The 12,792-nt window shown below is 50.3% G+C and carries 12 protein-coding genes; 4 read left to right on the top strand and 8 right to left on the bottom strand.

Annotated features, from left to right (window positions below; genetic code table 11):
- Nucleotides 1-162 precede the first annotated feature (162 nt).
- Nucleotides 163-627: a BsuPI-related putative proteinase inhibitor gene (locus ACTL32_RS11135; RefSeq protein ID WP_441341546.1), complete on the top strand. Its 465-nt coding sequence runs from the start codon at nucleotides 163-165 to the stop codon at nucleotides 625-627.
- A gap of 136 nt (nucleotides 628-763) precedes the next feature.
- Nucleotides 764-1,501 (top strand): YqcI/YcgG family protein, encoded by a 738-nt coding sequence (locus tag ACTL32_RS11130; RefSeq protein WP_441341545.1) that lies wholly within the window; start codon nucleotides 764-766, stop codon nucleotides 1,499-1,501.
- A gap of 70 nt (nucleotides 1,502-1,571) precedes the next feature.
- Here ACTL32_RS11130 and ACTL32_RS11125 read toward each other — a convergent pair whose 3' ends face one another.
- The 6 genes from ACTL32_RS11125 to ACTL32_RS11100 all read right to left on the bottom strand — a co-directional run bounded on the left by ACTL32_RS11125 (nucleotide 1,572) and on the right by ACTL32_RS11100 (nucleotide 9,422).
- The gene (locus tag ACTL32_RS11125; protein WP_441341544.1) at nucleotides 1,572-2,759 is read right to left on the bottom strand and encodes an aminotransferase-like domain-containing protein; all 1,188 of its coding nucleotides are present in this window, start codon (nucleotides 2,757-2,759) and stop codon (nucleotides 1,572-1,574) included.
- Nucleotides 2,760-3,372: 613 nt separating this feature from the next.
- Nucleotides 3,373-5,355: an FtsX-like permease family protein gene (locus ACTL32_RS11120; RefSeq protein WP_441341543.1), complete on the bottom strand. Its 1,983-nt coding sequence runs from the start codon at nucleotides 5,353-5,355 to the stop codon at nucleotides 3,373-3,375.
- Nucleotides 5,348-6,115 carry an ABC transporter ATP-binding protein gene (locus ACTL32_RS11115; protein ID WP_441341542.1) on the bottom strand — a complete coding sequence of 256 codons (768 nt, stop codon included), beginning with the start codon at nucleotides 6,113-6,115 and terminating at the stop codon, nucleotides 5,348-5,350. The genes ACTL32_RS11120 and ACTL32_RS11115 overlap by 8 nt, the downstream gene beginning before the upstream one ends.
- A gap of 509 nt (nucleotides 6,116-6,624) precedes the next feature.
- Nucleotides 6,625-7,629: a sensor histidine kinase gene (locus tag ACTL32_RS11110; RefSeq protein ID WP_441341541.1), complete on the bottom strand. Its 1,005-nt coding sequence runs from the start codon at nucleotides 7,627-7,629 to the stop codon at nucleotides 6,625-6,627.
- Nucleotides 7,622-8,311 (bottom strand): response regulator transcription factor, encoded by a 690-nt coding sequence (locus tag ACTL32_RS11105; RefSeq protein ID WP_441341667.1) that lies wholly within the window; start codon nucleotides 8,309-8,311, stop codon nucleotides 7,622-7,624. Before ACTL32_RS11105 ends, ACTL32_RS11110 begins: the two co-directional genes overlap by 8 nt.
- 238 nt (nucleotides 8,312-8,549) lie before the next feature.
- Entirely contained in the window at nucleotides 8,550-9,422 is an 873-nt protein-coding gene (locus ACTL32_RS11100; protein WP_441341540.1) for an AraC family transcriptional regulator, read from the bottom strand.
- Nucleotides 9,423-9,719: 297 nt separating this feature from the next.
- On the opposite strand from ACTL32_RS11100, the gene ACTL32_RS11095 reads away from it, so the two are divergent.
- Nucleotides 9,720-10,463: a hypothetical protein gene (locus ACTL32_RS11095; protein ID WP_441341539.1), complete on the top strand. Its 744-nt coding sequence runs from the start codon at nucleotides 9,720-9,722 to the stop codon at nucleotides 10,461-10,463.
- Nucleotides 10,464-10,620: 157 nt separating this feature from the next.
- Here the strand turns inward: ACTL32_RS11095 and ACTL32_RS11090 are convergent, their stop codons facing one another.
- Both ACTL32_RS11090 and ACTL32_RS11085 read right to left on the bottom strand, forming a co-directional pair.
- Complete coding sequence (locus ACTL32_RS11090) at nucleotides 10,621-10,962, bottom strand: hypothetical protein (protein ID WP_441341538.1); 342 nt, start codon at nucleotides 10,960-10,962, stop codon at nucleotides 10,621-10,623.
- 171 nt (nucleotides 10,963-11,133) lie between these two features.
- The gene (locus ACTL32_RS11085; RefSeq protein WP_441341537.1) at nucleotides 11,134-11,739 is read right to left on the bottom strand and encodes a TetR/AcrR family transcriptional regulator; all 606 of its coding nucleotides are present in this window, start codon (nucleotides 11,737-11,739) and stop codon (nucleotides 11,134-11,136) included.
- Between the two features lie 162 nt (nucleotides 11,740-11,901).
- Here ACTL32_RS11085 and ACTL32_RS11080 point away from each other — a divergent pair, with 162 nt between their 5' ends.
- The gene (locus ACTL32_RS11080; RefSeq protein WP_441341536.1) at nucleotides 11,902-12,684 is read left to right on the top strand and encodes a glucose 1-dehydrogenase; all 783 of its coding nucleotides are present in this window, start codon (nucleotides 11,902-11,904) and stop codon (nucleotides 12,682-12,684) included.
- The last annotated feature ends 108 nt before the right edge of the window (nucleotides 12,685-12,792 follow it).

Raw genomic sequence — 12,792 nt, 5'->3', positions numbered from 1 at the left:
CCAGGCAACGGGCGCCTGTCTTCTTGCTTCACTTAGCCCGCGGACGCGCCGAAGCGGGATAAGCTCTGCTCAACGTTAATATTTCATCAAATACCCAATCCGTTGTAACTTTTACCCAGTCCGAACGGTCTTATTGAAAACCCCTTAGAAGGAGGGAATCTTATGCAAAAATTTTTATGGCTCGGCGTATGGCTGCTTTTGGCGCTGTTTTTGGCGGCATGCGGAACGACAGAAAGCGCCAATGAAGAACCGGATTTGGAAAATGGCTCTTCTGGCGGCATTACGGCCGGGGAAGTCGTGGCAACGATCGAACAATTGGATGATGATTCATACCGCTACACTTTGAAGAACCAGACCGAAGAAGCGGTGACATTCGATTTCACGAGCGGGCAGCGCTATGATTTCGCCCTTTATAACGAAAACGATGAACAAGTCTTCCTGTTTTCATCCGTCAGCACCTATACCCAGGCGCTGGGCGAAGAAACCATCAAGCAAGCGGAAGAGCTGAGCTATGAATTCGATGTCCCGCAGCTGGATCTGGCAGCCGGAACCTATAAAATCGAAGCTTGGCTGACGCCGAAGCAAGGGCCGGCTTATCCGGTGGAGACCGAGTACACAATTCAATGACATCAAGTATTTGAACCGATGGCATCCCCAGTCCTCAAAGGATCTGGGGTGCCTTTTTTATTTCCTATAAGTTTCCTGCGTACTTGTTTAGGGAAATGCATTAAATAGACCTATTTCATTTATTGGAGGAATTTCATTGAACACGACTGCACAAGCCCTTTTGACGAAAGAAGATTTCCAGAACCGGACGGATTTGCCGGAATGGCTGTTAAAGGAATACCAGACATTCCACGAAACTGTGACTGACAAAACATTCCCCTGCTATTTCGGGATGAGAGGAGAATTGAAAGGCGAACTCCGGTATGCATACATAACCCAGGACGACTGGTCGAACCTGCCCGAAGCCGTATCGAGCTTCCTTGAGTTGTTCAACGATCCGAAGCATAAACGCCATGGGCTGTTCGTATTCGTTGAGCCGTTTGAAACCGAAGGCACGCTGGATGAATACCGCAAGCAGTTCTGGGATTTGCTCCAGTACATGCACGATGTCGACGATACCGAATGGCCAAAAGAAGCGCCGCGCGATCCCGACCATTATTTATGGGATTTCACGTTCAACGGCGAGCCGATTTTCGTTTTCGGGAATACGCCGGCCTACAAGCAGCGGAAAACGCGCGACCTTGGGAATGCCATGGTGCTCGGCTTCCAACCGCGCCGCATCTTCGAAGGCTTGAAAGGCACGGAACGGGGCGGCGTCATGTCGCGCGAGAAAGTCCGCGCCCGCGTGGAAGCTTGGGACCACCTCCCGACGCATCCGGATATCAGCCATTTCGGCGACCCGACGCATAACGAATGGAAGCAGTTCTTCATCGGCGACGACAGCGAACCGATCCAAGGCAAATGCCCGTTCACCCATAAGGAAATGAAAGCATGACACAAAAAAGGAGCGGCCCCGTGAAAGGGCCGCTCCTTTTTTATGTTTTATTCTCAGAATCTTCCTGCTCTCAGATGTTCCTTCCCGCCACTTCCCCTAGCAGCTCGACGCCTTTGACGATTTCTTCGTCGGTTGCGTAGCTGAAGGACAAGCGGAGGAATTCGTTGTTTTCAGGGCTCTGGAAAAAGTAATTCCCCGGCACATAGGACACGCCTGCATCGAGTGCCTGTGGCAGCATCTCCATGGTATCGCCCCCCGGGATTCTGACCCACACGAAATATCCGCCTTTCGGCTTGTACCACGTGACCGCCGGCGGCAGGAATTTCTCCAATGCGGCAGTCATCACTTCGCATTTCCGCTTATAGGCGGCCGACAGCTTTTCCACATGCGCATCAAAATCGACGTTCTCGAGGAATGTCGTCATCGTCGCCTGGCCGAACGGATGGTGAAGGTCTTTTTTAAACCAGTTCATCGTCGTGATGATTTCTTCCGGCCCGGCAGCCCAGCCGATGCGCATGCCAGGCGCCACCACTTTCGACAGCGAACCGATATGGATGACCCGGTTCCCGCGGTCCATTGCCTTTAATAGGCGCGGCGCGTCTCCGAAATTCAATTCTCCGTATGCATCATCTTCCAGGATCAAGAACCCGTATTCTTCGGCAAGTTCGATGAGGCGCTCGCGGCGATCTTGGGTCATTGTGGTGCCGGTCGGATTCTGCGACGTCGGAATCGTGTAGAGGATGCGCGGAAGTGTCAGCCCTTCCCGTTTCCGGTTCGCCAGCATTTCCGCAAACCGTGTGGTATCCATGCCGTGTTCATCGACCGGTACGTTCATGAAATGTTCCGTGTAATTCCCGAACACTTCGAGCGCTTCCATATAGGTCGGTGCTTCAAGTGCGACAACGGCTTTCGAATCCAACAGGACGCGGGACACCAGATCAATGGCCTGGCAAGCGCCGGATGTGACCAAAATCTCCTGTTCAGTCAAATCAACACCGCGCTTCGCCATGCGTTCCTGGATCATCACAGCAAGCTTCGGCATTCTTGGGCTGCCTTTATAATGGAGCGGCAGATCGCCTTCCTCATCAAGCAGGCGCACTACCGCAGATTTCACTTGTTCGACCGGCACCAGCGATGGCTCCGGGTAGCCGGAACTCAAGCGGATGCAGCCCTCCGGCAAATCCAGCAGCCACGATCCGGGCGGCTCGTTCTTGAAGGCCAGGGCAATATCTTTGGAAAAAGGGATTTCTTCTTTCACAATAGTCGTGCTCCTTTCCGGGTTCAAGTTTCTCTTGTATATGTCCATTCTACAGATTCTGCCCCGGTTTGAACACGATGAACCCAGAAAGCCGGACACATGTGGCGTTATGAGCGTTCGCCGGGAGCTTATGAGCGTTCGCGGCTTGCCGATGAGCGTTCAAGCGATGTTTATGAGCGTTCGGCTGGCTTGGACCCCTCAATGAAATAGAGTTTGTCCAAAAACCCAATACGAAAGACCAAAAGAGAAAAAGCAATGCTTTTCTTCTTTGGCCTTTTCCTTATTCTATAATGGCTGGGAATGGAGGCGGCGAGCAAGTTGGACGAAGGCAGTTCGGCCAACTTGTTTGCAACGAAGCAGCGAAGCGATGCAACGCCCTTTCATGTCTCGAAGCTAGCGAAGCGATGCAGAGACAGGAGCATCGGTTTTTCCTGCGGGATAGCGAAGCGCCGAAATCCACTCGGACGCCAGTCAATGCTTGACCGAAGCTTGCGAGGGCAAGTATTTGCGACGAGCTTGCGCAGGAGCACAAGTTCTTAGTTAGTTCGGCGCAAGCCCGCGGAAAGCGTCCGCCGCAATGGACAGCAGCCCTTTTTGGTTAGCGGCCTGGGGTTTATTGCACAATACTATAATAAATCCGCGACGTTACCCGGTAAATCATCCAGTAAACCGCGGCAAACGCAACGACCACGCCGATGAATGAAAGAAGCCAGGTGATATCGTTCGTGACCCCGAAAATCAACAGAAGCTTCCGCACAATCGGGTAGGCGAAAATCACATGGATCGTCGCGATGGCGATCGGCAGCAAGAACATCCAGACAATCTGGGAACGTGTCGACTCTTCGATCATTTCCTTATCCAGGCCGACTTTTTGCATGATCTGGAATTTCTCACGGTCATCGAAGCCTTCAGACACTTGCTTGAAGTACGTGATCAGCACCGTGCCGATCGTGAACAGGAGCCCGAGGAAGATTCCGAGGAACAAGAACCCTCCGTTGATGCTGAACCATTCTTCCCGTTGGAGGATGCGGGATTCATAATTGGTGGCACTGACTCTTCCGATGCCGAATTTCTCGCGCATCCCCTCTCCGAATGCCCGCTTTTCTTCTTCGGAACCGTTTGTGTTCCAGCCGATCTTGACGTCAATCGTCGAGAATGTGTTGTCTGGAAACTGCTGCTCGAAAGCTTTTTTCAGCCCTTCAAGATGCGAGACGTCCGGCAGCACGAGCGCAATCGATTCGGTGAGTGCCATGTTCGCGCTGAACTCGTTGTCAATTGCAGTCAACTTGTACGTCTGCCCGCCGATTGCCAGCTCATCCTCCGTATAGGTTCCGGTTGAGTGATAGAACAGCGCTTCGTCGTCTGCCAGCTCATACGAATTGCCGCTCATTTCATTGAAGTCCTCAAGCGGCAGGACATCCATGAACACAGGCAGGTCCGACCCCGGAGAACTTTGTTCGAACCGGAATTGCTGTCCATCCAACCGCCCGAACATATTCAAGTAGCGATAGCTCTCCATCCCTTCGACTTGGAGTCCCGCCGCTTCCGTTTCCTTCCGTGCCTGTTCCTGCATTTCCTGGAAGCGTGCATTCATTGCCCCGATGTTTTCGGGATCGCCGAAGAGCGAGAGATTGTTCTCATACGGGTAACGGTTTTCCAAAGTTTCTTCCGCCCCGATGAACATAGTTGCAGTCGTCGAAACCGCAATGATGACCATCGATGCCAAAATGCAGATGTTCGCCAATCCGACTGCATTCTGCTTCATCCGGTAAAGCATGCCGGAGATGGAAATGAACGCGCCCGGCTGATAATAAATGCGCTTGTTTTTCTTCATCGCTTTTAAAATGAAGATCGAGCCGGAAACAAACAAAAGATAGGTGCCGATGATGACGAGCAGCACCGCAAAAAAGAAGCGGGAAAGCGCGCTGAGCGGATCCGGGATCGTCAAGGAGATGCCGTAGCCCCAGGCAATGAAGATGATTGATAATATGAACAGGATTACCGATCCCCGCGGCTCCTTCTCCCCTTCCTGCTTTCCTTTCAGCAGCTTGATCGGATTCGCGAAGGTGAATTGGCTGACGTTATATAGATACGTGATGCCGAAGATGCCGAAGAAAAGGGCGGCAGTCACCCCGGCGCTCAAAAGCGACGTCGAATAGACGATATCGACCGGCAGCCGCAGCACATAATTCAGCAGCATGAAAACGAGCCGGCCGAAAATGACGCCGGCCACCAATCCAGCCGCAATGCTCAGCAAACTGGTGAACACCGTTTCAAAGAACAGGATCTTCGCGACGTGCTTTTTCTCAAGCCCCAGTATCCCGTAAAGGCCAATTTCCTTTTTTCTTCGCTTGATGAGAAAGCTGTTGGTGTAAAGGATGAAGATGAACGAAAAGATGCCGATGACGGCGGCACCGATCGAAAACATCATCGGCAGCGAACTGGAGCGCTCCTGCACGAATTTATTGGTCAATAGGGATACCATCAGGAAAAACATCGTGATGATGGTGGTCGATGACAATAAATACGGGATGTGCAATTGCCGGTTCGACTTGATGTTGCGCAGCGCGAGCGATGAGAAAAAGCGGTTATTCATCGTTCTCACCCCGGCTCGACAGCACTTTCAGCGACTGGGCGATGCGGTCCATGAATGCATCCGCAGAGGCATTTCCGCGGTAGATTTCGTGGTAGACGGCACCGTCCTGGATGAACAGGACGCGTTTCGAATAGCTCGCTGCCCGCGTGCTGTGGGTCACCATCAAAATCGTCTGGCCGGTTTCATTGATGCCCCGTAAGGTCTCCATCAAGTTCTGCGACGCTTTTGAATCGAGTGCGCCGGTCGGCTCGTCCGCCAAGATAATTTTCGGCTGCGTGATCAACGCCCGCGCTACAGCGACACGCTGTTTCTGGCCGCCGGATACTTCATACGGGAATTTGTCGATATGCGCTTCGATCCCGAGGTTCCGGACAACCGGCGTGAGGCGTGCTTCCATTTCGGCAACCGGCGTCTTTGACAGTACGAGCGGAAGCAGGATGTTGTCTTTGATCGTAAAATTATCGAGCAGGTTGAAGTCCTGGAAGACGAAGCCGAGCGTGTTTCTGCGGAACGCCGAAACTTCCCGGTCCTTGATCCGCGACAGCGGCTGGCCATCGAGGAAGACCTCGCCGCCTGTTGCATCGTCGAGCGTGGAGATGATGTTCAAGAGCGTCGTCTTGCCGGATCCCGACTCGCCCATGATCGACACGAACTCCCCTTCTTCCACGGAGAAATTGACGGCCGCCAAGGCTTCTGTCTGCTGATTCGAGAAACGTGCTGTATATACTTTTTTTAGATTCTTGATTTCCAATAAGGTCATTGCTAACCCCTCCTTGCAATTAATGATACGGGACGGGTGAAAGGGGTGCCTGTACCTATTCTTACAATGGGCAAAGGAATCTTACGATTTCGTAAGATAGGAAGTTTTGGGATACGGTGAATTGATGAAGAGATGGTTGATATGCCGCTTTGGCGCTTTGGGCATGGCTTTCGCCATGAGCCGAGAAGACCGCTCGTCTCATAGCTTCGCCTAGCCCTTGGACGCGCCGGCGCTGGTTATGTTCATCAAAAATAAATAACTCTATCCTTTTTTGAGCACTATCTAAATATGGAGCAAAACAGCGGAGACGCCTGCGGGATAGCGAGACGGCTGAGACCCCGCAGGGAGCGAAGCGACTGAGGAGGCTTAGACGCGAGCCCGCGGCAAGCGCAGCTGTTTTGCGGAATATCGAGAATGAAAAATCACTACTTCACCGTATACCGATACTGTCGATTAACTTCTGAGAAGTGTCGATTAAAATATAATATGGATCTTCTCCGCGCTCCCAATCAATCAAAAACCTCGATTTCGTTTCGCGACATATGGATCAGTACGCGGGTCCCTTTGCCGGGTTCCGATTCGATGTCGAGCTTGTGCCCAAGCCGCTCACAGATTTTCTTGCTGAGGAACAGGCCGAGCCCGGTCGATTTTTCGTGCAAGCGTCCGTTGAAACCGGAATAGCCTTTATTGAAGATTTTCGGCACGTCTTCCGGCCGGATGCCGATGCCTGTGTCTTCGATGACGAGGGTCCCTTCTTTTCCGGGAGCCGCATAAATGGAGATGGTGCCGCTCGCCGTGTACTTCAGGCTGTTCGACAAAATCTGTTCCAGGAGATTCTGCAGCCATTTGCCATCCGACAATACGCGCATGCCGGCCGGTTGATAGTCGAGCTTGATGCCTTTGTAGATGAACAGGATGGAATACTTTTTGACCGCCCCTTTGATGATGGGGTCGAGGTCCACTTCCGCCAGGTCCAGCTCCGCGCCGGAATCTTCAAGCTTTATGTAATTGAGCGCCATATGGGTATAATCTTCGAGCCGCAGCAATTCCTGGGAAATCTGCTTGGCCTCCTTCGACAGCGAACCTTGGTTCAGCAAGCTGATGCCTGCGATCGGCGTTTTGATCTGATGCAGCCAAAGCGTGAAGTAATCGAGCTGATCGGCTTGCCGTGCCGCATGCAGGTTTTCGAGTTCCCGGTTTTCCTGAAGCAGCGATGCCAGTTTTTCCTCGTAAAGCGCATCGATGGGATCGGCGCTTTTCGAAAGGTCCTCCAGTGTCCGCGCGTTCGCCGGCTGGAGATTTTTGATGGCCTTGTACCTGCCGTGGTAGCGGGTGTACTGGACGATCAAATAAATAAGAAACAGGAACACGGCCAACTCCGCACCGTACAGAAATAACCCGAAAGGCTGCCGGTTGAGCACGAAAATCATGCCGAACACAGTAAGGATTCCGAAGAAAACGAAAAGCTGGGAACGCACAGCGAGCAAGAAGCTTCTCAGGATTTCTTTATTCATGAGCCGCCTCCTTGTTGAGGGCATACCCGACGCCTTTTTTCGTCACGATAAAGTCGGCCAGTTCCGCCTTCGCCAATTTTTTCCGGAGCCGGGCAATGTTGACCGCCAATGTGTTGTCGTCGACGAACGATTCATCTTCCCATAATTTGACCATGATTTCCTCACGGGTCACATATTCGCCTTTCTGCAAAAACAATTGCTCGAGAATCCTCAATTCTGTCCGCGTCAAATCGACTTCCTTGCCTTCATTCAGCAGCTTCGACTCCCCGGGCTTCAAAACGGTCCGGTTAAAATGAAGGAAGTTCTCCGCTTCCTTGAAATCATAGGTTCTTCTGAGCAGCGCCTGCGTCTTGGCCACCGCTACCGTCAAATCGAACGGCTTGGAAATGAAATCATCCGCGCCCATCTGGATTGCCATGACGATATCCATGTTTTCATTCCGCGAGGAGATGAAAATGATGGGCACCTGTGACACTTTGCGGATTTCTTGGCACCAGTAATAGCCGTTGAACGACGGCAGCGAAATATCCATCAGCACCAGCTGCGGCGCCTGTTCTTTAAAGTCTTCCATCACCCGGCTGAAATCCTCGACGAGCACTGCTTCGTGGTTCCATTTCCGCAGCTCTTCTGCAAGCACGCCGGCTATTGTGGCATCGTCTTCTACGATCATGATCTTAAACATCGTCTCATCCCATTCCTCTTTGTCTGCCAATTCTTCTTCCAGTTTATCGGAAATTCCATCCGCTCACCAGTTTGCATAGACAGCGTCTTTTTTGGACTCCAAAAGAAAGGCAGGAAATGCAGCGCCCGCTGCCAGCGGTCCAAGAAAATGGATTCGAAACTGAACACCTTAAATAGCGATCGGCTTCCTTTTTCTAAAACAAGGAAAAAGCCATGCCCGATATGGCACAGCTCTTCTTTCAATCCATTTTTTTCACCGGTATCCAGACTTCGCTATAGACGTTCACCGGATCCGCAAAATCCCCGTTGAACGATATCTCCGGTCCATCCACCAGTTCATAATTCGATGAAGGCAGCCACTCGGAAAAAATCTTAGCCCACATTTCCTGCAGCGCTTGCGGGAACGGTCCTTCCGTGCTGAATATCCCCCATGTGCCCGCCGGAACTTCCATAACATCGAACTCTTCAAAATCTTGCTCAATTGTGGTGATCGAGCCGATCAAATGATCAAGCTCCCCCTTTTCTTCCAAGCGTCCGTCATCAAAATCGAAAGATGCATGGATCACCGTTTTCACATCGGTGTTGCGTATTTGCTGAAGCCGCTCCCGCTGCTCCTCCGTAATCGATTGCGCCATTTTTAAGATTTCCGAATTTTGTCCTTCGAACACGATGGGCACCCGTTTTTTGATTCCTACCAATTTAAATGCTTCTTTTTCTACAATACGGTATTCCATATTCATTCCTCCTTGCAAGGTCAATTGGAAAGTCAGGCGCGGAAACACCTTGAACACAGTGCTGTCCTTCACATCCGAGGGGTTGATTCCGGACCATTCCCGGAATGCACGGCTGAAGCCGTCTGCCGAATCATAGCCGTACTTCAAGGCAATATCTACTACCCGCTCATTGCCTTGCTGCAGATCAATAACCGCTTTTGAAAGCCGCCGGTTCCGGATGTACGCGCTTAAGCTCATTCCTGACAGGTAGGAAAATAGTTTCCGAAAATGATATTCGGAAACACCGGCGAGCAAAGCCACTTTTCCAAAATCGATGTCATCCTCAAGATGCACTTCAATATACTGCAGTGCATCGTTCATGTTTTTGAGCATATTCATGTACCGGCCTCCTTTCACTACTGATAGTAAGGGAAATAGAATACCACCTTCCGATTTTTGCTGGACGGAATTTATCGGATCTCTTATTCTTCATTTTTATTAAGTTGAGCAGTTTGCTTGGTGTTGCTGAATCGGTTTGCGAAGTTGGACTTTTGGGCATTTCCCGTTTTTATTAATAACATGATTATGAAAATAAAAAAAGGATATCGAAAGCTTGTTAACGAATTTATTTAGATAGTCGCAGGCAAGTGTTATAGCATATGCTTTATATTCCACTTTCAGAATGGAGGAAGAGAAATGGCAAAAGCACATGAAGGAAGTCAGTTTCATTTGCAGGAGTATATAAATCACCATAGGCAAGAAATTGATAATGCAATATTTACCAGTTCTCCTTCGCTTCTTATTTTTGCCGATCCGGCTAGAAAGCTGCAATGGATTTATACACTAGCAAATGATAAAGGCACTGAATATGACGATGGCTTTCTAGAACACTTGGTCCAAGACCCACAACAATTGATCGAGGCGAGAAAGCTCATCAAACAGTATTGGCCAGTGAGAGGCCCGGTATGGGATGGGCTTGCTCTTGTGAAAGGAAAGAAAAACGAATTAGGAATTATACTCGTAGAAGCAAAAGCACATCCTGCTGAAATCATATCCGAATCAGCAGATAGTTCAGAAATGAGGGAAGAACAGCTAAGAGAGTTGCTTAAAATGGCACAGGATGCATTTGGATCGGCTTCCGAACTGGATCCTTGGATCCATAAGTATAAACAATTGGCGAGCCGGCTCTCTTTTTTGGCCCTTTTATCCCGGGAGTTGAATATTCCAGCTTGGCTTGTCCTAGTTAATTTCATAAACGACAAAGAACACAAAGAAACGTCGGTGACGGAATGGAAAAACCATTACGCTGAAGTATTTGATACGCTGGATTTTAAGGCCGATGCGCCTTTAGTGAATAGAATCGCATTGCCTATAATGCTATCCGTAACAACTACGAGAAAGCTTTTAAGAGATACTGACAGAATGGTCGGATTAGAATAAACAAGAAAAAGGGCTGTCCAAAAAGGCCATAATTTAAGGCCAAAGGAGAAAAGCAGTGCTTTTTCTCCTCTGGCCTTTTCCATATACTATAAACGATTGATGGAAACGGAGGCGCCAACTCCAGCGGCACAGCCCCATTCCTATTTCCCAATATCATTTACACTAACATATCCCGTTTCGGATGCGGCTGCGTAATGTCGACCGCGTATACTTTGATCCTATTGACCATCAAATCGCGGATGCCGTAAATCGGCCGCTCTCTTTGCTGGATATCCTCGATATAAGCGTTCAGCCGTTCCTGCAGGAAAACCCCAACTGGCTTCGATCCATTGCCTTCGCCGATCGAGTCTGCTGAACTTTCGAACGACAGCTCAAAATACAGGTTTGAAACTTCGAGGGCTTTCAGCGTTTCTCCATCCATATGTAGCCCTACCACTTTGTAGTAATTTCCATACTCATCTCTTACCAGATCCTTTTCCGTTATGTGCTGCATACTCATGCAGTACCACTCCTTCCACGATTCTTCAGATGTCTTCCAGGTGCTTGGCCTTCTCTCTTTTCTATTCACTTAAATAGGAGGCGACAAACACGATTTCTCCAGAGAATGTGTGATATAGAAAAAAACCCGAAAGCACTTCTGCTCCAATCAAAACGAGGGCGCCGCAACGGACTATATGCGTCCGGATACCGTAAATCCGCTCGCGAACGCCTGCAGGATATGGATCAGCTGCGACGTGATTTCTTTCGGCGACTCCATATAGCCCTTCCTTGCCCAGTCGAGGACCAGCCCAGCGGTGCCGTGCGCCATGTACAGCTTGAACTGGGGCGAATTGATGTCGTGCGCACCCACTGCTGTAAATGTGAACTCTTCTTGAAGCATCTCGAAAATGGCCTGCGGCAATTCCTGGTACAGCCCCGGAATCGTGTCTTCCATCAGATACAGATTGAAAAACGAGCGGTTGTCATAGATGAATGTGACGAGTTCAAATGAATCCGTGTCCATCGCTTTGGTGTCAATCCGTTTGCCCGGCGTATAGAGCTCCATGCCGGTCCGCTTGATCTGCTGGAACATCTCCCTTTTCAATTCTTCCGTGATATGCGGCTTGTCCAAGTAATGGAGATAGAACGTCGCCCGGTTGTACTGCGCCCGGTCGACAATGTCGGTGACCGAAACATGGCTGAAGCCTTTCTCGTTGATCAGTTCGGTAAACGCTTGTTTCAAGTGGTGTTTGGTCCGTTCGTTTTGCGGAGAATTTTTCCGTTTGTTGTCCTTCATCGCCTTTTGCCCCCAATGAAAAAATCGACACTTTTTTATGAAGTGTCGACTTATTCGACACCTCCGGCTTTTCTACTGATTGAGCCCGTTTTTTGTACGGCTTACACTTAAAGTGTACATTACATTCAGTCTTTTATTCCAAGAAAAAGGAGCGATTCAGAAATGATTGATTTCACAGACAAAGTTGTATTGATTACAGGCGGCGGTTCTGGGCTTGGGCGCGCATCGGCATTGGCCATTGCCAAGCAAGGGGCGAAGCTTGTCCTTGTCGACATGAACAAGGACTCCCTGGAAGAAAGCAAGAAAGAGGTGCTCGACGCAGCGCCGGACGCAGCAGTTGAAGTTTTCGAAGCGAACGTCACGAACGAAGAAGAAGTGCAGAATTATGTTCAATTCACGATCGACAAATTCGGCCGGATCGATGGCTTTTTCAACAACGCCGGCATCGAAGGCAAGCAGAACCTGACCGAAGATTACGGCTCCGATGAATTTCAGAAAGTCATCAGCGTCAACTTGAACGGTGTCTTCTTCGGCATGAAGTATGTCTTGAAAGTCATGAAAGAACAAGGTTCCGGCTCGATCGTCAACACGGCTTCCGTCGGCGGCATCCGCGGCGTCGGCAACCAGTCCGGCTATGCGGCGAGCAAGCACGGCGTTGTCGGCTTGACCCGCAACTCCGGCGTAGAATACGGCCAGTACGGCATCAGCATCAACGCCATCGCACCAGGCGCCATCATGACGCCGATGGTCGAAGGTTCCTTGAAGCAGATGGCCGGCGACAACTGGGAAGCGGCCGGCAAGGAATTTGTCAGCGTCAACCCGATGAAACGCTTCGGCAAGCCGGAAGAAGTCGGCAACCTGGTCGCTTTCCTGCTGTCCGACAGCTCGCGCTTCATCAATGCCTCCGTCATCACCATCGACGGCGGACAGTCTTATAAATACTAATGCCAATAAAACCTATTGAAAATTGCGTTTCCTCCTAGCTGCGGCTAAGAGGAAACGTTTTTTCTTGCCCATTTTCAAAGCTTAGAACCGAATAAAAACGGGAAACTT

This window comes from Planococcus sp. FY231025, from assembly GCF_052078085.1.
Classification (GTDB): domain Bacteria; phylum Bacillota; class Bacilli; order Bacillales_A; family Planococcaceae; genus Planococcus.
Note: the sequence above shows the minus strand (reverse complement) of the source record. Positions and strands in the feature narration are given on the sequence as shown.

Coding starts and splice junctions, on each gene's coding strand:
- ACTL32_RS11135 (WP_441341546.1), top strand. CDS start 163: ATGCAAAAATTTTTATGGCTCGGCGTATGGCTGCTTTTGGCGCTGTTT.
- ACTL32_RS11080 (WP_441341536.1), top strand. CDS start 11,902: ATGATTGATTTCACAGACAAAGTTGTATTGATTACAGGCGGCGGTTCT.
- ACTL32_RS11105 (WP_441341667.1), bottom strand. CDS start 8,311: ATGTTTAAGATCATGATCGTAGAAGACGATGCCACAATAGCCGGCGTG.
- ACTL32_RS11110 (WP_441341541.1), bottom strand. CDS start 7,629: ATGAATAAAGAAATCCTGAGAAGCTTCTTGCTCGCTGTGCGTTCCCAG.
- ACTL32_RS11090 (WP_441341538.1), bottom strand. CDS start 10,962: ATGAGTATGCAGCACATAACGGAAAAGGATCTGGTAAGAGATGAGTAT.
- ACTL32_RS11085 (WP_441341537.1), bottom strand. CDS start 11,739: ATGAAGGACAACAAACGGAAAAATTCTCCGCAAAACGAACGGACCAAA.
- ACTL32_RS11095 (WP_441341539.1), top strand. CDS start 9,720: ATGGCAAAAGCACATGAAGGAAGTCAGTTTCATTTGCAGGAGTATATA.
- ACTL32_RS11115 (WP_441341542.1), bottom strand. CDS start 6,115: ATGACCTTATTGGAAATCAAGAATCTAAAAAAAGTATATACAGCACGT.
- ACTL32_RS11100 (WP_441341540.1), bottom strand. CDS start 9,422: ATGAATATGCTCAAAAACATGAACGATGCACTGCAGTATATTGAAGTG.
- ACTL32_RS11120 (WP_441341543.1), bottom strand. CDS start 5,355: ATGAATAACCGCTTTTTCTCATCGCTCGCGCTGCGCAACATCAAGTCG.